Source organism: Tsukamurella paurometabola, from assembly GCF_900631615.1.
In the GTDB taxonomy this organism is placed as follows: domain Bacteria; phylum Actinomycetota; class Actinomycetes; order Mycobacteriales; family Mycobacteriaceae; genus Tsukamurella; species Tsukamurella paurometabola_A.
In genome coordinates this window covers 2,446,851-2,465,312 of the sequence record NZ_LR131273.1, presented here as the reverse complement: position 1 = coordinate 2,465,312, position 18,462 = coordinate 2,446,851, and the positions used below count along the sequence as shown (strand labels likewise).

25 protein-coding genes are annotated in these 18,462 nt (G+C 71.4%); 8 read left to right on the top strand and 17 right to left on the bottom strand.

Annotated elements, in window-relative coordinates; genetic code table 11:
• Nucleotide 1: 1 nt before the first annotated feature.
• The 4 genes from ELY19_RS12295 to rplN are packed head-to-tail and all read right to left on the bottom strand — an operon-like array spanning nucleotide 2 to nucleotide 1,432.
• The gene (locus ELY19_RS12295; protein WP_068522657.1) at nucleotides 2-187 is read right to left on the bottom strand and encodes a type Z 30S ribosomal protein S14; all 186 of its coding nucleotides are present in this window, start codon (nucleotides 185-187) and stop codon (nucleotides 2-4) included.
• A 3-nt stretch (nucleotides 188-190) separates the two neighbouring features.
• The gene (gene rplE / locus ELY19_RS12290) at nucleotides 191-754 is read right to left on the bottom strand and encodes a 50S ribosomal protein L5 (RefSeq protein WP_126196451.1); all 564 of its coding nucleotides are present in this window, start codon (nucleotides 752-754) and stop codon (nucleotides 191-193) included.
• Nucleotides 755-756: 2 nt separating this feature from the next.
• The gene (rplX, locus tag ELY19_RS12285; RefSeq protein WP_126196450.1) at nucleotides 757-1,062 is read right to left on the bottom strand and encodes a 50S ribosomal protein L24; all 306 of its coding nucleotides are present in this window, start codon (nucleotides 1,060-1,062) and stop codon (nucleotides 757-759) included.
• Between the two features lies 1 nt (nucleotide 1,063).
• A complete protein-coding gene (rplN, locus tag ELY19_RS12280) occupies nucleotides 1,064-1,432 on the bottom strand; it encodes a 50S ribosomal protein L14 (protein ID WP_013128004.1) in 369 nt (122 codons plus the stop codon).
• 155 nt (nucleotides 1,433-1,587) lie between these two features.
• Between rplN and ELY19_RS12275 the strand changes: the two genes are divergently transcribed.
• The 3 genes from ELY19_RS12275 to ELY19_RS12265 are packed head-to-tail and all read left to right on the top strand — an operon-like array spanning nucleotide 1,588 to nucleotide 6,601.
• Nucleotides 1,588-2,619: an endonuclease domain-containing protein gene (locus tag ELY19_RS12275; RefSeq protein WP_126196449.1), complete on the top strand. Its 1,032-nt coding sequence runs from the start codon at nucleotides 1,588-1,590 to the stop codon at nucleotides 2,617-2,619.
• A complete protein-coding gene (locus ELY19_RS12270; RefSeq protein WP_126196448.1) occupies nucleotides 2,619-3,302 on the top strand; it encodes a hypothetical protein in 684 nt (227 codons plus the stop codon). The genes ELY19_RS12275 and ELY19_RS12270 overlap by 1 nt, the downstream gene beginning before the upstream one ends.
• A complete protein-coding gene (locus tag ELY19_RS12265; RefSeq protein WP_227966782.1) occupies nucleotides 3,299-6,601 on the top strand; it encodes a helicase HerA domain-containing protein in 3,303 nt (1,100 codons plus the stop codon). Before ELY19_RS12270 ends, ELY19_RS12265 begins: the two co-directional genes overlap by 4 nt.
• A 63-nt stretch (nucleotides 6,602-6,664) precedes the next feature.
• On the opposite strand, the gene ELY19_RS12260 is transcribed toward ELY19_RS12265, so the two are convergent.
• Nucleotides 6,665-8,059: a DEAD/DEAH box helicase gene (locus tag ELY19_RS12260; RefSeq protein ID WP_227967321.1), complete on the bottom strand. Its 1,395-nt coding sequence runs from the start codon at nucleotides 8,057-8,059 to the stop codon at nucleotides 6,665-6,667.
• A 394-nt stretch (nucleotides 8,060-8,453) separates the two neighbouring features.
• Here ELY19_RS12260 and ELY19_RS12255 point away from each other — a divergent pair, with 394 nt between their 5' ends.
• Both ELY19_RS12255 and ELY19_RS12250 read left to right on the top strand, forming a co-directional pair.
• Complete coding sequence (locus ELY19_RS12255; protein WP_126196447.1) at nucleotides 8,454-9,005, top strand: hypothetical protein; 552 nt, start codon at nucleotides 8,454-8,456, stop codon at nucleotides 9,003-9,005.
• A gap of 120 nt (nucleotides 9,006-9,125) precedes the next feature.
• A complete protein-coding gene (locus ELY19_RS12250) occupies nucleotides 9,126-9,644 on the top strand; it encodes a hypothetical protein (protein ID WP_126196446.1) in 519 nt (172 codons plus the stop codon).
• A gap of 127 nt (nucleotides 9,645-9,771) precedes the next feature.
• On the opposite strand, the gene rpsQ is transcribed toward ELY19_RS12250, so the two are convergent.
• From rpsQ to rpsJ, 11 genes are read right to left on the bottom strand one after another with little or no spacing between them, the layout of a single operon-like run.
• A complete protein-coding gene (gene rpsQ, locus ELY19_RS12245; protein ID WP_126196445.1) occupies nucleotides 9,772-10,056 on the bottom strand; it encodes a 30S ribosomal protein S17 in 285 nt (94 codons plus the stop codon).
• The gene (gene rpmC / locus ELY19_RS12240) at nucleotides 10,053-10,283 is read right to left on the bottom strand and encodes a 50S ribosomal protein L29 (protein WP_013128010.1); all 231 of its coding nucleotides are present in this window, start codon (nucleotides 10,281-10,283) and stop codon (nucleotides 10,053-10,055) included. Before rpmC ends, rpsQ begins: the two co-directional genes overlap by 4 nt.
• Nucleotides 10,283-10,699 (bottom strand): 50S ribosomal protein L16, encoded by a 417-nt coding sequence (gene rplP / locus ELY19_RS12235; protein ID WP_019202331.1) that lies wholly within the window; start codon nucleotides 10,697-10,699, stop codon nucleotides 10,283-10,285. Before rplP ends, rpmC begins: the two co-directional genes overlap by 1 nt.
• Nucleotides 10,700-10,703: 4 nt before the next feature.
• Nucleotides 10,704-11,513 (bottom strand): 30S ribosomal protein S3, encoded by an 810-nt coding sequence (gene rpsC, locus ELY19_RS12230; protein WP_126196444.1) that lies wholly within the window; start codon nucleotides 11,511-11,513, stop codon nucleotides 10,704-10,706.
• A 2-nt stretch (nucleotides 11,514-11,515) separates the two neighbouring features.
• The gene (gene rplV / locus ELY19_RS12225) at nucleotides 11,516-11,923 is read right to left on the bottom strand and encodes a 50S ribosomal protein L22 (RefSeq protein ID WP_126196443.1); all 408 of its coding nucleotides are present in this window, start codon (nucleotides 11,921-11,923) and stop codon (nucleotides 11,516-11,518) included.
• The gene (gene rpsS, locus ELY19_RS12220) at nucleotides 11,923-12,204 is read right to left on the bottom strand and encodes a 30S ribosomal protein S19 (protein ID WP_019202328.1); all 282 of its coding nucleotides are present in this window, start codon (nucleotides 12,202-12,204) and stop codon (nucleotides 11,923-11,925) included. Before rpsS ends, rplV begins: the two co-directional genes overlap by 1 nt.
• A 14-nt stretch (nucleotides 12,205-12,218) precedes the next feature.
• Nucleotides 12,219-13,055, bottom strand: a complete 837-nt coding sequence (rplB, locus tag ELY19_RS12215; RefSeq protein WP_126196442.1) for a 50S ribosomal protein L2 — start codon at nucleotides 13,053-13,055, stop codon at nucleotides 12,219-12,221.
• Complete coding sequence (gene rplW, locus ELY19_RS12210) at nucleotides 13,056-13,367, bottom strand: 50S ribosomal protein L23 (RefSeq protein ID WP_068522672.1); 312 nt, start codon at nucleotides 13,365-13,367, stop codon at nucleotides 13,056-13,058. It abuts the gene before it with no gap.
• Nucleotides 13,367-14,020, bottom strand: a complete 654-nt coding sequence (gene rplD, locus ELY19_RS12205; RefSeq protein WP_126196441.1) for a 50S ribosomal protein L4 — start codon at nucleotides 14,018-14,020, stop codon at nucleotides 13,367-13,369. The genes rplW and rplD overlap by 1 nt, the downstream gene beginning before the upstream one ends.
• Nucleotides 14,017-14,682, bottom strand: a complete 666-nt coding sequence (gene rplC, locus ELY19_RS12200; protein ID WP_126196440.1) for a 50S ribosomal protein L3 — start codon at nucleotides 14,680-14,682, stop codon at nucleotides 14,017-14,019. Before rplC ends, rplD begins: the two co-directional genes overlap by 4 nt.
• 19 nt (nucleotides 14,683-14,701) lie before the next feature.
• Nucleotides 14,702-15,007, bottom strand: coding sequence for a 30S ribosomal protein S10 (gene rpsJ, locus ELY19_RS12195; RefSeq protein WP_003938093.1), 306 nt, complete (start codon nucleotides 15,005-15,007; stop codon nucleotides 14,702-14,704).
• A gap of 379 nt (nucleotides 15,008-15,386) precedes the next feature.
• Between rpsJ and ELY19_RS12190 the strand changes: the two genes are divergently transcribed.
• Entirely contained in the window at nucleotides 15,387-16,400 is a 1,014-nt protein-coding gene (locus tag ELY19_RS12190; RefSeq protein WP_126196439.1) for an alpha/beta hydrolase family protein, read from the top strand.
• A 61-nt stretch (nucleotides 16,401-16,461) separates the two neighbouring features.
• On the opposite strand, the gene ELY19_RS12185 is transcribed toward ELY19_RS12190, so the two are convergent.
• Nucleotides 16,462-17,013 carry a hypothetical protein gene (locus ELY19_RS12185; RefSeq protein ID WP_126196438.1) on the bottom strand — a complete coding sequence of 184 codons (552 nt, stop codon included), beginning with the start codon at nucleotides 17,011-17,013 and terminating at the stop codon, nucleotides 16,462-16,464.
• 102 nt (nucleotides 17,014-17,115) lie between these two features.
• Here ELY19_RS12185 and ELY19_RS12180 point away from each other — a divergent pair, with 102 nt between their 5' ends.
• On the top strand, nucleotides 17,116-17,598 hold the full coding sequence (locus ELY19_RS12180) for a hotdog fold domain-containing protein (RefSeq protein WP_126196437.1): 483 nt from the start codon (nucleotides 17,116-17,118) through the stop codon (nucleotides 17,596-17,598).
• A gap of 120 nt (nucleotides 17,599-17,718) precedes the next feature.
• Nucleotides 17,719-18,426, top strand: a complete 708-nt coding sequence (locus ELY19_RS12175) for a chymotrypsin family serine protease (protein ID WP_126196436.1) — start codon at nucleotides 17,719-17,721, stop codon at nucleotides 18,424-18,426.
• Nucleotides 18,427-18,462: the final 36 nt, after the last annotated feature.

Sequence of the window (18,462 nt, the reverse complement as noted above, 5' to 3'; positions counted from 1 at the left end):
CTCACCAGCTGCTCTTGTGCACACCGGGGAGCTCGCCGGCGTGCGCCATCTCGCGCAGGCACACACGGCAGAGGCCGAACTTGCGGAACACCGAGTGCGGGCGGCCGCACTTGTTGCAACGGGTGTACGCGCGGACGGCGAACTTCGGCTTCTTGTTGGCCTTGTTGACCAGCGCCTTCTTTGCCATGGCTCAGTTCTCCTTGAAGGGGAAGCCGAGGTGCTTGAGCAGCGCGCGGCCTTCCTCATTGTTGGTGGCAGTGGTGACGACGGTGATGTCCATACCGCGCGGGCGGTCGATGGAGTCCACGTCGATCTCGTGGAACATCGACTGCTCGTTCAGGCCGAACGTGTAGTTGCCGTTGCCGTCGAACTGGTTGCCGTTGAGGCCGCGGAAGTCGCGGATACGGGGCAGCGCGATCGAGGTGAGGCGATCGAGGAACTCCCACATGCGGTCGCCACGGAGGGTGACGCGCGCGCCGATGGGCATGCCCTCACGCAGCTTGAACTGCGCGATGGACTTGCGGGCCTTGCGGATCTCCGGCTTCTGGCCGGTGATGAGCTCGAGGTCCTTGACGGCGCCGTTGATCAGCTTGGCGTCGCGGGCGGCGTCGCCGACGCCCATGTTCACGACCACCTTGACGACGCCGGGGATCTGCATGACGTTGTCGTACTTGAACTCGCTGTTCAGCGCGTCCTTGATCTCGGCGCGGTAGCGGGCCTTCAGCCGGGGCTGGGTCTTCTCAGCGGTGCTCATAATCAGATGTCCTTCCCGTTCTTGCGGGAAATCCGCACGCGCTTGCCGGTCTCCTCGTCGGTCCGGTAGCCCACGCGGGTGGGGTTACCGTCCGAGTCGACGACCATCACGTTCGAGACGTGGATCGGGGCCTCCTTGACCTCGATCCCGCCCTGCGCGGTGGCGGAGGTGCTGGTGTGCTTCTTGATCCGGTTGACGCCCTCGACGAGGACCTTCTCAGCCTTGGGGAAGGCCTCGACGACCTTGCCCTTGGCGCCCTTGTCGGGTCCCGAGATCACGATGACGGTGTCGCCCTTGTGCACCTTCATGTCAGAGCACCTCCGGAGCCAGCGAAACGATCTTCATGAACTTCTTGTCGCGCAGCTCGCGGCCGACCGGGCCGAAGATGCGGGTGCCACGAGGGTCGTTGTCGTTCTTGATGATGACAGCGGCGTTCTCGTCGAACTTGATGTACGAGCCGTCCGGACGGCGGCGCTCCTTGGCGGTCCGCACGATGACGGCCTTGACGACCTCGCCGCGCTTGACGTTGCCGCCGGGGATGGCGTCCTTGACGGTGGCGACGATGATGTCGCCGATGCCGGCGTAGCGGCGCGAGCTGCCACCGAGCACGCGGATGCAGAGGATTTCCTTAGCACCCGTGTTGTCGGCGACCCGCACCCGCGATTCCTGCTGAATCACTGTTGCAGTCTCCTCAGACCTGGATTTTCATGCGCGCCGGATTACCGACCCGGACACGCGCGGTCCGTCACTTGCGGCGCAGGGCCGCAGGCAACCCGTCCATGATAGGGGAAGTCGCAGGTAGATGTCGAATCCGAGCGGGCTATCGTTCAAGGGTGCAGCTCTCCGATCTGCCCGTGGGCGGTGTCGCGCGACTGCGGGGCACGTCCGCCGCAGCGCTCGCGTCCGCCGCCGAGCGCCGCGGACCGCAGGACCCGGTCGTGGTCTTCCCCGGGCTCACGCTGCCCCTGCCCTCCTCCCCCGGCGCGATCATCGACGACGTGCTGAGCCGCGCGGTCGCGGTGGCCTTCGAGGTGTTCCCCGCCTGGCTGCCCGACCCGGCGATCCGCCCCGCGTCCGCCGGCACCCTCGACCGGTTCGGCGCCCGCGAGATCGCGTCCGCCCGCAGCAGCGGCGCGATCGCCACCGCGCTGGGCGCGCTCGCCACCGCGGCGCTGCGACCCGAATCGGCCTGCGGCTTCGCCGAACTGCCCGCCGCCGACCGGCGCGGCGCCCTCGAGTTCGCGCTCACGCGCAGCTACCACGCACCCGGCGTCGCCCTCGCGATCGAGGTGGAGCGACCGCTCGCCCCGCACCTCGGCGACGCGCTGTCCGCGGCCGCGCGGTGGCTCGCGCGCGGCGACAGCACCGTCTGGCTGTTCGGGCCGGGCGCCGCGCCGCTCGACCGGTTCCCCGTCGTCGACGGTCCGCCGGTGGTCGCCGAGCTGCGACCGGAACCGTCGGAGTTCACGGCCGGACTCGAGCCGCTGCCCGTGTACCCGCCCGTGGCCGGCCGGCCGCACCCCGCGAGCGCGGCGGAGCAGCACCTCGAGCGCGGATTGGTGGGCCAGGCGTGGGCCGTGGCCCGGCACTGGAACTACGCCGTCGACCTGGGTGCACCGGCCCGGCCCGTCCGCGTCGACCTGCTGTTCCCGCAGCCGCGACTCGTGGTGGAGGTCGACGGCCCCGGCCACCGGGCGAACGACAGGTACGAGGCGGACCGGCGCCGCGACGCCGACCTCATGCTGGCGGGATTCCGGGTGCTGCGGCTGACCAACACGCGGATCCTGGACGACCTCGCGGAATCGTTGGCGATCATCCGTAGATTGGTGACTGCAACGGGAACGGGCCACGGGAGGGGTGCGTGATGAGCGAGTCGATCGCGGGCCTCACGGGCACGGAATCCGCTGTGCTGCTGGTGCTCGCGTCCGCCGCGGAACCGGTGCGCAACCCCGACCTCAAGCTGCTCGGCCCCGCGCTCGAGGCCCCGTCGCGGCGCAAACTGGTCGAGCGCGGCCTGCTGGACGTGGAGGTCGGCGAGCGCCGCGCGCTGCTGCTGTCCCTCACCGACCGGGGCTGGGCGGCGGCGGCCGCGCTGCTCGAGGCGCCGCCGCCGCCCCGCGCGACCCCGCAGCTGCGCGCGCTGTTCACCTTCGCCGCCGGCATCGGCCGGTACCTGCGCCGCGAATCCCTCGCGCTCGGCGAGGTGGTCACGCCGGCCGACGCCCCGTCCGCCGTTCCGGAGCCCGCCCCGGAGCCCGTTCCGGCGCCGCCCCCGGCCGCACCGCCCGACGGTCCGCCGTCGGCGCGGGTCCGGGAGGCCTACCGCCGCATCGCGGTGCCGGGCGCGTGGGTGGCGCTGCGCGACCTCCGCGCGGCGCTGGCCGGCGTGCCGCGCACCGTCGTCGACGAGGGCCTGCGCGCCCTGTACCCCGAACCCGGCGTGCACATCGTCGCCGAGGACAACCTCAAGGCCCTCACCCCGGACGATCACGCCGCCGCGCTGCAGCTGGGCGGCCGTCCCCTGCACGCGATACGGATCACTCGATGACGCTCTCCGATGTGCAGCGCGCGGCGCTGCGTTCCGTCCGCCTGAGCTGGGCGCCCACCTACGAGGAGGTGTGGGACGCGGCGTCGGCGGACACGCACGTCGACGGCCTGCACACCGACGTCTGGGAGGACCTCGAGGACGCCCTGGGCGATGCGGTCGCCTCGACGGGCGCCTCCCCGACCGGGCTGGTGATCACGGGCAACGCGGGCACCGGCAAGACGCACCTGCTCACCCGGTTCCGGTCCGAGGTGCAGGCCGCCGGGCACTACTTCGTGCTGTTGGAGCTGCTGGACGCCTCCGACTTCTGGCGCGCCGCCCTGACGTCGTTGCGCAGTTCGCTGCTGCGGCCCGCCCGCGACCACGAGACCCAGCTGGCCCAGTTGCTGTGGCTGCTCTCCGACGAGGCGGGACTCTCGCGGGCGCACCGCCGCGAGTTCTCGGGCGACGCGGTGCCGACGCCGGCGGGGCTGGACGCGCTGGTCGCCGCCATGAGCAAGCGCCGCCCGCAGGTGCGGCAGTACCACGGCGTGCTCCGCGCGCTGGTGCTGCTGGGCTCCCCCGACACCCGCCTCGCGGACCTGGGCTCGGCGTTCCTCGACGACATCGAGGTCGAGGAGACCGCCGCCGAGCGCCTGCACTGGGGGCTGCCCGCGCACGGCTTCCCCGCGGTGGAGACGGTGCGCGCGATCTCCGCGTTCATGGCGGAGACGGCCGCGACGGTCTTCGCCGTCGACCAGATCGACACCCTGCTCGCGCAGTCGGCGGCCACGCTCACCGCGCCCGACGCCGCGGAGGGCGAGGTCATCGAGCAGGTCGGCCACGGCCTGATGTCGCTGCGGCAGGGCCTGTATCGCACGGTGACCGTCGCGTGCATGCTGCCGACGGCCTGGGAGACCCTGTCCAGCCGCGCCACCGCCTCGGTCGCGGCCCGGTTCCGGGTGGTGGGCCCGCTCAAGTCGCTGCCCGACGGTGCCATCGCCCGCGCCATCGTCGAGCGGCGGCTGACGGCCGCGTACCGGTCGAAGGAGTTCGCGCCGCCGCACCCCACGTGGCCGATCGCGCCGGAGGCGTTCGCGACCGCGGTGCACCACACCCCGCGCGACCTGCTCACCAAGGTCGACGCGCACATCCGGGCGTGCGTCACCACCCGCACCGACTTCGAGCTCGCGTCGTTCGACGACGGGCCGGCGCGCCCGGCACCGTCGACCCCCGACACCGCGCCGACGGTGCCCGTCCCGGATCCCGTGGCCCCGCCGGTCGATCTGCTCTCCCGCATCGACGAGCAGTTCGACGCGCTGCGCCTGCGCGCCCGCGTCGGCGACGTGGCGACCGACCAGACCGCCGCCGACAAGCGCATGGGCGCGCTCATCGAGGCGGGCCTGCGGGCGTGGACCCGCGAGGACGGCGGCGACGGCTTCCAGATCGAGCGCGGCAACAAGCAGCTCGACGGCCGGCTGCGGCGCCGGCTGCCCGGCCGCGTCGAGGACGAGCAGCACTGGGCGTTCCGCGCGATCCCCGCGGCGAACGCCGTCGCCACCACCAACCGGGTGCAGAGCGCCGCGACCGCGGCGGGCGTGGCGGCGGGGATGGACCGGCGCAAGCTCTACCTGCTGCGGTCCACACCCTGGCCGACCAGCCCGAAGGCCTCGTCGGTGATCGCCGACGCGGTGGAGCGCGGCGCCGAGCTGCTCCCCCTGGACGAGGCGGACCTCGCGACGCTCGACGCGCTGAGCCGGATCATCGCGAACGCGCCCGACGGCCTCGACGAGTGGCTCGCCGCGCGGCGCCCGGCGCACGGGCTGCGGATGTTCGCGGGACTGGATCGGAAACCGGCCGCGGACCGGCCGGCGCCGGGGTCGCGCCGGCTCCGCGGGATGATCCCCGGCGACGCGGTCGGCCGCGTCGGCGGGCTGTCGAGCTCGGTCGCCGACGTCATGTTCGGCGGGCCGCCCGCCCCGCGGCCGGAGCCCGCCGCACCGTCCGCCGCACCCGCACCCACGGCGCCGGCGGTGACGGCGGTCGGGGCGCCGGCGGTCGCCGGCGCGATCGCCGTGGGCCTCGGTCCGGACGGGGCGCGCGTCACCGTCGACCCGGTCGAGCTGCGCAAACACACCGCGATCTTCGCGGGTTCCGGGTCGGGGAAGACGGTGCTGCTGCGCCGGCTCGTCGAGGAGTGCGCGCTCCGCGGCGTCTCGGCGATCGTGCTGGATCCGAACAACGACCTCTCCCGCTTGGGCGAGGCCTGGCCGGGGTCGCCGGCCGAGACCCCGTCGGGCTGGTGGGAGGGCGACGCCGAGCGGGCGCGCACCTACCTCGCCGACACCGACGTCGTGGTGTGGACGCCGAACCGGCCGTCGGCGCGACCACTGGTGCTGCAGCCGATCCCGGACTTCGCGGCGCTGCGCACGGGCATGGACGGCGACGGCCTGGAGGCGCAGGAGGCCCGCGAGGGCTTCGCGATGGCCGTCGAGGCGTGCGCGAGCACCCTCGAGCAGCACGTCGGCGTCGGCGGCTCGCGGCGCGAACAGCAGCGCGCGATCCTGCGCGAGTCGCTCGACGCGTACGGCCGGCAGGTGGGCCGGGCCGACGTGCGCGGGTACGCCGCGTTCCTCGCCGACTGGGATTCCACGCGCAGCAGCCTCGCGAGCGCCGACAAGCTGGCGCCCGAGCTGGCCGCGAACCTGCAGGCGGCGCTCATCAACAACCCGCTGCTCGGCGGTAGCGGCGAGGCCGTCGACCCCGCGACGCTCCTCACCCCCGCGGACGGCAAGCGCGCCCGTGTCTCGGTGATCAGCCTCATCGGCCTGCCCGACGAGACGCAGCGGCAGACCTTCGTCGCGCAGCTGCAGCTGGCGCTGTTCTCGTGGATCAAGCGGCACCCCGCGGGCGAGAAGCCGCTCGGCTGGCTGCTGGTGATGGACGAGGCGCAGCAGATCGCACCGTCGGGGGCGGTGAAGCCGTCCACCGAGTCGACGCTGCTGCTGGCCTCACAGGCCCGCAAGTACGGGCTGGGGCTGGTGTTCGCGACGCAGGCGCCGAAGGGCCTGCACGACAAGATCGTCGGCAACAGCGCGACGCACTTCTACGGCAAGCTCAACGCGCCGGTGCAGATCCAGGCCGCGAAGGACGTGGCGGCCGCCCGCGGAGGCCGGCTCGACGGGATCGGCGCGCTGGGCGCGGGCGACTTCTACCTCGGCGCGGGCGCGACGACGGTGCGCGTGCACGCGCCGATGTGCCTGAGCCACCACGCCGCCAGCCCGCCCACCGAGGACGAGGTCCTGCGGATCGCCCGCGGCTGAGTCCGGTTCCGGGCCCGCTGAGGGCGGCAGGGCCGGCCCGCGGGCGAGCCGGCCGGGGGTGGATCAGCCCGCGGGGCGGGTGGCGCGGCGGCGCGGCTGCTGGGCGCGGCCCTGGCCCTGCGGACGGCCCTGGCCCGCCGGTGCCTGCCGCGCGCCGGAGCGCTGCTGCCCGCCGGCCTGACCACGGCCCTGGCCGCGGCCGGAGCCCTGGCCCCGACCCGCGCCCTGGCCGCGCGCGGCACCGTCGGCACGCTGCCCCGTGCCCTTGCCGCGCCCGGCGCGACCCCGGCCCGGGGCGTGGCCGCCGCCGGCGCGGCGCGGCTGCTGCGGCGGCGCGACGGGCTCGGGCTGCACGTACGGAGCGACCTCACCGACCAGGTCGACGACGACGGGCGACGTCGCGGTCACGGCGACGGGCCGCGCGGTGATGGCGGCCTTCTTGAGCAGCGTCTGGGTGTCCTTGCGCTGCTCGGGGGTCATGACGGTGACGACGGTGCCCTCGCTGCCGGCGCGGGCGGTGCGGCCGCTGCGGTGCAGGTAGGCCTTGTGCTCGGCGGGCGGGTCGACGTGCACGACGAGCTCGACGTCGTCGACGTGGACGCCGCGGGCGGCGATGTCGGTGGCGACGAGCACGCGGGCCGCGCCGGAGCTGAACGCTTCGAGGTTGCGGTCGCGCTGCGGCTGGCTGAGGTTGCCGTGCAGGTCGCGCGCAGGGATGCCCTGCGCGGTGAGCTGCTTGGCCAGCTTCTTCGCCTGGTGCTTGGTGCGGGTGAACAGGATCCGGCGGCCGGTGCCCGACGCGAGGGCGCGCACGAGCTCGCTCTTGTCGTCCTTGCCGCCGACCTCGAAGACGTGGTGGGTCATCGCGACGACCGGCGAGTTCTCGGGGTCGACCGAGTGCGAGACCGGGTCGGTGAGGAACTTGCGGACCAGCTTGTCGACGCCGTTGTCGAGGGTGGCGGAGAACAGCATGCGCTGCCCACCCGCGGGCGTGGCGGCGAGGATCCGGGTCACGACGGGGAGGAAGCCGAGGTCGGCCATGTGATCGGCCTCGTCGAGCACGGTGACCTCGACGCGCGAGAGGTCGACGATGCGCTGGCGCATGAGGTCCTCGAGACGGCCCGGGCACGCGACGACGATGTCGACCCCGTTGCTCAGCGCCTGCTCCTGACGGGTCTGCTTGACGCCGCCGAAGATCGTGGTCACGCGCAGCCCGGCCGCGCGGGCCAGCGGCTCGACGGTCGCGGTGATCTGGGTGGCCAGCTCGCGCGTCGGCGCGAGGACCAGGCCGGACGGCTTGCCCGCCGGAGCGCGGTGCCCGGCGATGCGCGCGACCAGCGGGATCGCGAAGGCCAGGGTCTTGCCCGAGCCGGTCTTGCCGCGGCCGAGCACGTCGCGGCCGGCGAGGGTGTCGGGCAGGGTGTCGGCCTGGATCGGGAAGGGGGTGCTGCGGTCCATGTCGTGGAGCGCGGCGACGAGGTTCGAGGGGACGCCGAGGTCGGCGAAGGAACGAGCGGACACAGGGGTGCTCACAGTGCGGAGATACCTAACGGTGGTGGGTGGCGAAGGCGGCGGTGGCCGCATCCGTTCGCCGCAAGAAAAGAACCGGGAAGTGGGCTCGAGCCGCATTCGGCGAGTCAGGGGCCCGGGTGCCCTACGACGGCGCGGGACGTCACCGTCCCGCATCTTCGACAGCATAGCAAACCTGTTCGGACCGGCGCGCATAATCGGGGGTGGAGTGCCCACGCTCACACACTGCGCGTTCGCACCCTCGTGGAACGCGGAGGCGCCCCATGAGCGACAATGCAGGCATACGGCGTGCACGTCGACGCGCGCCAGGGGAGGCGAGAAGATGACCGGACGTACGAGGATCCACCCGTTCCGCGGCCGTGGGGGCGCCGCGCTGGCCGCCGGGGTGTCGCTGCTCGCATTGGCGGGCTGCGGGTCCGTCTCGGGAACCGGTTCGGCCGACCCGCAGGACGTGGCCGCCTACCAGAGCACCATCGCATCCTCGCGTGCCGCCGCTGCGGCGGCCGCCGGGAAGTCGGCGTGTGCGTCGTGGCAGTCCGGCTACGACGTGCGCGTCGTGGCCAGCCGGGCCACCGTCAACTTCACCAAGGACCCGAAGTGGACCTGGGAGGGCATCACCGGACTGCTCAACGCGGAGTTCGCGGCCATCACGACGGAGACGAACAAGCTGCCCGGCATCATCGCCACCGAGAATCTCGCTCCCACGATCAAGACCTCGATCAGCGACTACAAGACCAAGCTGGACGCCTACTCGGAGGCACTGCGCGCCGATCAGTCCGCTCGCGGCTCGGGCGACGCCACGTGGAGCAGGAGCAACCCCGCGTTCACGGCGCTCAACGACGCCGCGACAGCGGTCAAGCGCATCTGCACCTGACCCCACGACGCTCCTGATCCGCGAACGGAGTGTTCGATATCACGAACATTTCCGTACGCCGACACCCCCGGACGGGTTATCTTCTTGATGTTCAACATTTGACATCGAGAGGTAATCATCGTGACCATTCGCACGTGGGCCACCCGCACCGTCTCCGCGGGCCTGCTCGCCGCCGCCCTCGCCACTCCCCTCGCCGGCGTCGCCGCCGCCGCCCCGAACCCCGCCCCGGGTGCGCCGACCGCGCCCGGCGCACCGTCGACCTCGGCCGCCCGCGCCGCGTACGACCAGTGGAACGCCAACCGCGCCCCGCGCCAGGCCGCGAGCCGTGCCGCCGCCAAGGCCACGCAGAAGGACGGCTGGACCTGGGAGGGGATCGCCCCGCAGCTCGACGCCGAGCAGAACGCGCTCCGCGTCGAGCTCGGCACGCTGCCCGGCACCATCGCCCGGGCCTCGTCGAACCCGCAGCTGGCCGGCGCGCTGCGCACCTACCAGGCCCGGCTGGGTGAGTACTCGCGCGCACTCGCCGCCGACCGCGCCGCCCGGCGCAGTGGTGACGCCACGTGGCAGCGGTCCAACCCGGCGCTCGACCGGCTCAACGGCGCCTGCACCGCGGTCGTCAACGCCGGCCGGAACCTCTGACCGAGCCGTCGCCCGGCCGCCGGACCGCGCCGCGGGCACCGTCGGCCGGGCCCGGGCGAACACGAAGGCCCCGTCCTCTCCTCGCGGAGTGGACGGGGCCTTCGTCGTCTGTGCGGTGCGGGTGGGCCTACTTGGCCTTCTCCAGCACCTCCACCAGGCGCCAGTGCTTGCTGGCGCTCAGCGGACGGGTCTCCATGATCCGGACGCGGTCACCGACACCGGCGACGCCCTCCTCGTCATGCGCCTTCACCTTGGAGGTGGTGCGGATGATCTTGCCGTACAGGGAGTGCTTCACGCGGTCCTCGAGCTCGACGACGATGGTCTTCTCCATCTTGTCGGACACGACGTACCCGATCCGGACCTTGCGGCTGTTGCGCTGCTCGGTGGTCACATTGCTTCCGTTCTCGCTCATGCGGCGTCACCCTCCGGGCCCGAGGCCAGGCCGAGCTCCCGCTCGCGCAGGATCGTGTAGATCCGGGCGATGTCGGTACGCACGGTGCGCAGGCGACGGTTGTTGCTCATCTGTCCGGTGGCCATCTGGAAGCGCAGGTTGAACAGCTCCTCCTTGGCCTCGCGCAGCTTCTCCACCAGCTCGTCCGCGGTCAGACCGCGGAGATCAGCGGCGACGGTGTTCGACATCAGAACTGCTCCTCTCGGGTCACGATGCGGGTCTTGCAGGGGAGCTTGTGCTGCGCGCGGCGCAGGGCCTCGCGAGCGATCTGCTCGTTGGGGTAGGTCATCTCGAACATCACGCGACCGGGCTTGACGTTCGCCACCCACCACTCGGGCGAGCCCTTACCGGAACCCATGCGGGTCTCGGCCGGCTTCTTGGTGAGCGGGCGGTCCGGGAAGATGTTGATCCAGACCTTGCCGCCACGCTTGATGTGGCGGTTGATGGCGATACGAGCGGACTCGATCTGTCGGTTGGTGATGTAGGCGGGCTCGAGAGCCTGGATGCCGTAGTCACCGAAGGTCACAGCGGTGCCGCCCTTGGCAGCGCCGGAGCGCTTGGGGTGGTGCTGCTTACGGTGCTTGACGCGACGGGGGATCAACATGGCGTCAGCCCTCCTGGTTCGTTGCGGCAGGCGCCGCCGCCACCGGAGTCTCCTCCGTTGCGGCCCGGCCGGCCTCGGTGCTGGTGGCGGTCGTGCCCGACGCGCCGCTGCGGCGCGGGCGCTGCGGGCGCTCGCGCCGCGGGCCGCGACGGTCGTCGTTCGACGGTGCCGCCAGCTCGCGCCGGCCGCCCACGACGTCGCCCTTGTAGATCCACACCTTGACGCCGATCCGCCCGAAGGTGGTCTTCGCCTCGTGCAGGCCGTAGTCGATGTCGGCGCGCAGCGTGTGCAGGGGCACGCGGCCCTCGCGGTAGAACTCGCTGCGGCTCATCTCCGCGCCGCCCAGGCGACCCGAGCACTGGACCCGGATGCCCTTGACGTTCGGCTGACGCATCGCCGACTGGATCGCCTTGCGCATCGCGCGGCGGAACGCCACGCGGTTGCTCAGCTGCTCCGCGATGCCCTGCGCGACGAGCTGGGCGTCGGCCTCGGAGTTCTTCACCTCGAGGATGTTCAGCTGAACCTGCTTGCCGGTCAGCTTCTCCAGCTCGGAGCGGATGCGATCGGCCTCGGCGCCGCGGCGGCCGATGACGATGCCCGGACGCGCGGTGTGGATGTCCACCCGCACGCGGTCCCGGGTGCGCTCGATCTCGATCTTGCTGATGCCGGCGCGCTCCAGGCTGTCGGTCAGACGCTTGCGGATCGCGACGTCTTCCTTGACGTACTCCGAGTACTGCTTATCGGCGTACCAGCGGGACTTCCAGTCCGTGGTGATGCCGAGGCGGAAGCCGTGGGGATTGATCTTCTGACCCATGCTTACGCTCCCTTCCGGCTGTTGCGGCTGGCGGCGGGCTTCTTCGACTCCACCGACTCCACCACGATGGTGATGTGGCTGGTGCGCTTGCGGATCCGGTACGCGCGGCCCTGGGCCCGCGGCTGGATGCGCTTCATGGTCGGGCCCTCGTTGGCGTACGCCTCCGAGACGACCAGGGTGCGCGGGTCGAGACCCAGGTTGTTCTGCGCGTTGGCGATCGCCGACGCGAGGACCTTGGCGACGGGCTCGCTCGCGGCCTGCGGAGCGAACCGCAGGATGGCGAGCGCCTGCTCGGCGTCCTTACCGCGGACCAGGTCGATCACGCGGCGGGCCTTCATGGGCGTGACGCGCACGAAACGCGCGGTCGCCGACGCGGTCGGATTGGCGGTGGTGGCTGCTTCGTTGCTCATTAGCGGCGCTTACCCTTCCGGTCGTCCTTGATGTGGCCCTTGAACGTCCGCGTCGGGGCGAACTCGCCCAGCTTGTGGCCCACCATGTTCTCCGAGACGAACACCGGCACGTGCTTGCGACCGTCGTGGACGGCGAAGGTGTGACCGATGAAGTCGGGGATGATGGTGGAGCGACGCGACCAGGTCTTGATGACCTGCTTGGTGCCCTTCTCGTTCTGGACGTCGACCTTCGCGAGGAGGTGGTCGTCGACGAACGGGCCCTTCTTGAGGCTGCGTGGCATTCTCTAACTCCCTCCTAGCGCTTGTTCTTACCGGACTTGCGGCGACGGACGATCAGCTTGTCGCTCGCCTTGTTCTTGCGGGTGCGGCCCTCGGGCTTGCCCCACGGGCTCACCGGGTGGCGGCCACCGGAGGTCTTACCCTCACCACCGCCGTGCGGGTGGTCGACCGGGTTCATGACGACACCACGGACGGTCGGGCGCTTGCCCTTCCAGCGCATGCGGCCGGCCTTGCCCCAGTTGATGTTGCTCTGCTCGGCGTTGCCCACCTCGCCGACGGTGGCGCGGCAGCGCACGTCGACGCGACGGATCTCACCGGAGGGCATGCGCAGGGTCGCGTAGGCGCCCTCCTTGCCCAGCAGCTGGATGCTGGCACCGGCCGAGCGGGCCATCTTGGCACCGCCACCGGGGCGCAGCTCGACGGCGTGGATCACGGTGCCGGCGGGGATGTTGCGCAGCGGCAGGGCGTTGCCCGGCTTGATGTCGGCGTTGGGGCCGGACTCGACCACGTCGCCCTGCTTCAGGTCCTTGGGGGCGAGGATGTAGCGCTTCTCGCCGTCCAGGTAGTGCAGCAGTGCGATGCGGCTGGTGCGGTTGGGGTCGTACTCGATGTGCGCGACCTTGGCGTTGATGCCGTCCTTGTCATGGCGACGGAAGTCGATGACGCGGTACGCACGCTTGTGACCGCCACCCTTGTGCCGGGTGGTGATACGACCGTGCGCGTTGCGGCCACCGCGGCCGTGCAGCGGGCGGACCAGCGACTTCTCCGGGGTCGAACGCGTGATCTCGTCGAAGGTCGAGCCCGACGAACCACGACGACCCGGAGTGGTCGGCTTGTACTTACGGATAGCCATTTAGCTCGCGCCTCCGAAGATGTCGATGGGCTTGCTATCGGCGCTCAGGGTCACGATGGCGCGCTTGGTGCTCTTGCGCTGACCGTAACCGGCACGGGTGCGCTTGCGCTTGCCCTGGCGGTTCAAGGTGTTGACGCTGTCGACCTTGACGCCGAAGACCTTCTCCACGGCGATCTTGATCTGCGTCTTGTTCGCGTCCGGGTGCACCACGAAGGTGTACGTGTTCTCCTCGATCAGGCCGTAGGCCTTCTCGGAGATCACCGGCGCGAGCAGGATGTCCCGCGGGTCGGCGGGGATGGTTGCGGTGGCCATCAGGCGTTCGCCTCCTCGGTCTTCGTGGCGCTCGCGATGAACGAACCCAGAGCCTCACGGCTGAACACCACGTCGTCGCTGTCGAGCACGTCGTAGGTGTTGAGCTGGTCGGCGTAGATCCACTTCGCGTTCGGCAGGTTCTGGACGCTGCGCTGCGCGGTCAGGTCCTCGCGGCCGACGACCACGAGGAACTTCTTGCGCTCCGACAGCGCGGCCAGGAACAGGCGGGCCGACTTGGTCGACGCCTCCTGGCCGGGCACCAGCTCGGTGACGACGTGGATACGGTCCTCGCGAACCCGGTCGGTGAGGGCACCGCGCAGGGCGGCGGCCTTCATCTTCTTCGGGGTGCGCTGGCTGTAGTCGCGCGGCTGCGGGCCGTGGACGGTGCCACCGCCGGCGAACTGCGGCGCGCGGGTCGAGCCCTGGCGAGCCCGGCCGGTGCCCTTCTGGCGGTACGGCTTACGGCCACCGCCGCGGACCTCGCCGCGGGTCTTGGTGGCGTGGGTGCCGGCGCGCGCAGCGGCGAGCTGCGCGACGACCACCTGGTGCATCAGCGCGATGTTGGGCTCCACGTCGAAGATCTCGGCGGGGAGGTCGACGGTGCCGTCGACCTTGCCGTCGGCGGTCTTGACATCAAGAGTCAGCTTGCTCATGCGCGAGCACCACCCTTCACAGCGGTACGGACCATCACGAGGCCGCCCTTGCGGCCCGGGATGGCGCCCTTGATCAGCAGGACGCCGGCCTCGGCGTCCACCTTGAACACGGACAGGTTCTGCGTGGTCACCTTGTCGGAGCCCATGCGGCCGGCCATGCGGACGCCCTTGAAGACGCGGCCCGGGGTGGCGCAGCCACCGATGGAACCGGGGGCGCGGTGCACGGCCTGCGCGCCGTGGCTGGCGCCGAGACCGGCGAAGCCGTGGCGCTTCATGACGCCGGCGTAGCCCTTGCCCTTGCTGATGCCGGTGACGTCGACGAAGTTGCCCGCCTCGAACACGTCGGCGCCCAGCTCCTGGCCCACCTCGTACTCGGCGGCGGCATCGGCGTCGGCGAGCCGCAGCTCGGCGATGTGGCGACGCGGGGTGACACCGGCCTTGGCGAACTGGCCCGAGACGGGCTTGTTCACCTTGCGGGGGTCGATCGCGCCGAAGGCGAGCTGCACGGCGTCGTAGCCGTCGGCGGCCTGGGTACGGATCTGGGTGACCACGTTCGGCCCGGCCTTGACGACGGTGACCGGGACGACCCGGTTGTTCTCGTCGAAGACCTGGGTCATGCCGAGCTTGGTGCCCAGGATTCCCTTGATCTTGTTCTCAGTCATATCGTTTCTCCGCAGCCGCTTACTGGATGTTCACGTCGACGCTGGCCGGCAGGTCGATGCGCATCAGCGCGTCGACCGTCTTCGGCGTCGGGTCCAGGATGTCGATCAGCCGCTTGTGCGTACGCATCTCGAAGTGCTCGCGCGAGTCCTTGTACTTGTGCGGCGAGCGGATGACGCAGTACACGTTCTTCTCCGTCGGCAGCGGCACGGGACCGACGACGCGGGCGCCGGTGCGGGTCACGGTCTCGACGATCTTCCGAGCAGACGCGTCGATCGCCTCATGGTCATAGGCCTTGAGCCTGATGCGGATCTTCTGTCCCGCCACGCTGTGTCCTCTTCCGTCAAGTGTTCAAACGTATTGCCAGACACACGGACAGCTGAATCATCCACGGGACGTGTCCCGTCGCGGGACGCATCCCGCCTGAAGTCGATCGACGCTGTTCATGTGTCAAATTGCTCCGGTCCACGCGGTCGGGCGTGTCGCGCTGGCGCTCATGCTCCGCCGTGTGTTCCGGTGGCTCCCGCGAGGGGTGCCGGGCGATACCGAAGCCGGTGGGACGGTCCACACGGGACCGCGCCGCCCGACAAGGCAACCCGACCAGTATGCACTGCTGGGGCCGCATCTTCAAATCGAACCGGTCGATCCCGGCGCTGCGATTCGCGTCACACTCGTCGCGGCGGCGTGCTCTGGAAGAATATCGGGTATGACCGAACGGAGCGTCGCGCCGAGGCCGGGCGCGCTGCTCCTGGCCGTACTGATGTGCGCCGGTGTGATTCTGGGCGCCGGGTGCGCCGTCGAACCCGCGGGCGGCGCCGCGCAGCACTCCTCCGCGGCGGCGTCGAAGCCCCGGGCCCAGGCGCGGCCCGTCGCCGCCGTCCGGGACGACGCGATCCGGTACCGCTACGCCGCCCCGAACGCCGATCCGCGCCAGAACTACGGCAACCTCTACCTCCCCCGCGGCACCCATGCGCCGCGCAGCCTGCCCGTCGTCGTGCTCATCCACGGCGGAGGCTGGAAGAACCGGTCGAGCGCGGGCTACATGGCCGAGGTCGCCCGCGCACTGCAGGCGGCGGGCCTCGCGGTGTGGAACATCGAGTACCGGCGGGTCGGCTCGGGCGGCGGCTGGCCCACCACGTTCACCGATGTCGGGTACGCCGTCGACTTCGTGCCCACCCTCGCGGAGACCGCGCCGGCTCTCGACCCGACGAACGTGATCCTGGTCGGCCACAGCGCGGGCGGCCAGCTCGCCGCGTGGGCGGCCACGCGCCGCACGCTCCCCGCGGGATCGCCCGGGGTGACCTGGCCGGCGGGCGGCGGTCCGACGGTGACCCCGCGCGCCTTCGTCTCCATGGCGGGCGTACTGGACATGCGCACCTCGTCGCGCCTGAACGACCACGTGCGCAAGGCGCTCGGCGGCATGCCGGACCGGGTGCCGGACCGGTACGCACTGGCCAACCCGATCCAGCGGATCGACCCGCTCATGCCGTCGGTCGCCATCCACGGCTCGGAGGATTCGATCGTGCCGGCCGGCGAATCGGTGGACTTCGTGGCGGCCGCGCGGGCGCTCGGCGCCCCCTCGCTGCTGGTGGAGCTCGACGGTGCGGGCCACGGCGCCCCCGTGAACGTGCGCTCGCCGTACTGGCCGCGGATCTCCGCCACCATCGTCATGCTGGCCCGCGAGGGCTTCGACACCCTGGCGGCGAACCCGCCCCGCTGATCCACCGCAGCGCGGAGCGACCGGCGGGGCACGGTCGGGCGAACGCCGGCCCGAGGACCCGTCAGGCGGTGAACCAGCGGCGCGACGCCGCCGGTGCCCACAGGAGGATCGGCACCGCGATCGTCGCGATCAGGCCGATGCACGTGAACGCCATGAGGACGGCCGACACCGTCGCGAGGATCGCGATCAGGCGCGACCGCTTGACCAGCAGCAGGATGCCGGTGACGACGCCCCCGACCGACCCCAGCAGTCCCAGCACCGTCGCCCCGAGGTAGCCGGTCGCGAACGCGCCGCTCTCGCCCTCGATCGCCGCGCCGGTTCCGGTGACGGCGAGCGCGGCGAGGATCGCGCAGATCAGGCCGACCACGATGAGCAGAACCGCGGCGGCGAGGACGGTCCCGGGCCGCCCCGCGGGCGCGGACACCAGCGCACCGAAGCCCGGTTGCGGATAGCCCGGCTGGCCGTAGGCCGGGAAGGCGGGCGCCTGGTAGCCGTAGGCATCGGCAGCGGTCTGCCCGTACGGATTCTGGCTGTACAGGCTCTGGTCGGACGGACCCGGGTTGTCCGAGCCCTGGTTGTACGGGTCCTGGTTGTACGAGCCACTTCCGGTCATCAATCTCCCCATTCACTAGAGTGTGCCGGTCAGCGTACCTCGCGTGAGCGTTGCGCATGCGCAGGCGGAGCACCAAACTTACTCTGCGGTAAGATAACGCTCATGACCGACACCACCACGTACAAGATGTGGCGCACCCTCAGCGACAAGCCGCTCGGCAAGCTGGCCTTCTCCGCCGCCGCCTCACTCAAGGCGCCGTACTTCGCCTCGGTGACGCCGTACATCTCCGAGATCGAGTACGGCCGCGCCGTGGTACACGGCCCCAAGTGGTGGTTCGTGCAGAACCACATCGGCACCTTCCACGCCATCGCCGCCTGCAACCTCGCCGAGGTCGGCATGGGCATGGTGATGGAGGCCTCGACGCCGGCCACGCACCGCTGGCTCCCCAAGTCGATGACGGTGGATTACCTGGCCAAGGCCGAGTCCTCGCTCGTCGCGACCGCGACCCTCGCCGAGGAGATCGACTGGGATGCGATCACGACGGGGCGCGACGTGGTCGTCGACATCGCCGTGCGCGACAAGAAGGGCACCGAGGTGGTGCACGCGAAGATCACGACCTGGGTCACACCCAAGCCCGCGAAGTGAGCCAATCCAGCACCTCAGGTCACTTGACTTAACTCGCGCATCGTCGATCACTCGGTTTACAGGCGGTGTGGCGTGTGGCACGCTACCGTCGCACAGTCTTGCGCCGACCCGAGGAGGATCATGCGCCGCACCATCACGTCGATCGTGAGGACCACCGCCGCGTCCGCAGCCGTCCTCGGCGGCGTCGCCGCGCTGCTCCCGGTCGCCGCACAGGCGGAGCCGGTCGCGACCGTCACGCCCGGCAGCTCCGTGCTCACCGTGACCAAGCTGGTCGGCAACGTCGCCGACGGCCGCGGCTGCACCGTCGGCTTCGTCGGGCAGCGCCCCGACGGCACCCGCGTGGGCCTCTACGCCGGGCACTGCGGCGCCCAGGGCCAGCAGGTGGTCGTGGACGGGCGGATCGTCGGCGTGAACACCGGTTCCTCGGCGCCCGCGCTGACCAAGTCCGACACCTTCGTCGTGCCCGACGCCCCCGATTGGGGCGTGTTCACCCTCGACCCGAAGCTCGCGAAGGCGGCGCCCGGCGGCCGGGTCCGGCCGAGCTCGGTGGGCACCGCCCGCCCGGGCGACCAGGTGTGCAGCCAGGGCGTCTCGTCGGGCTGGCGCTGCGGGTCCGTGGTGAGCGTGGAGGGCGGCTACATCGCCACCACGATCCCCGTCCAGGTCGGCGACAGCGGCGGCCCCCTGATCCGCACCTCGGACAACGCCGCGCTCGGCATCGCCAGCCGCGCCGCCACGTTCGACGGACCGATCGCCCGTAACGGCTCGCTGTTCTACGACCTGGGCTCCACGCTCCGCGCCACGGGCACGACGCTCGTCGTCGGATAGCAGCACCTGCGCAGCGGCCGGATTCCGCCCCCGCGG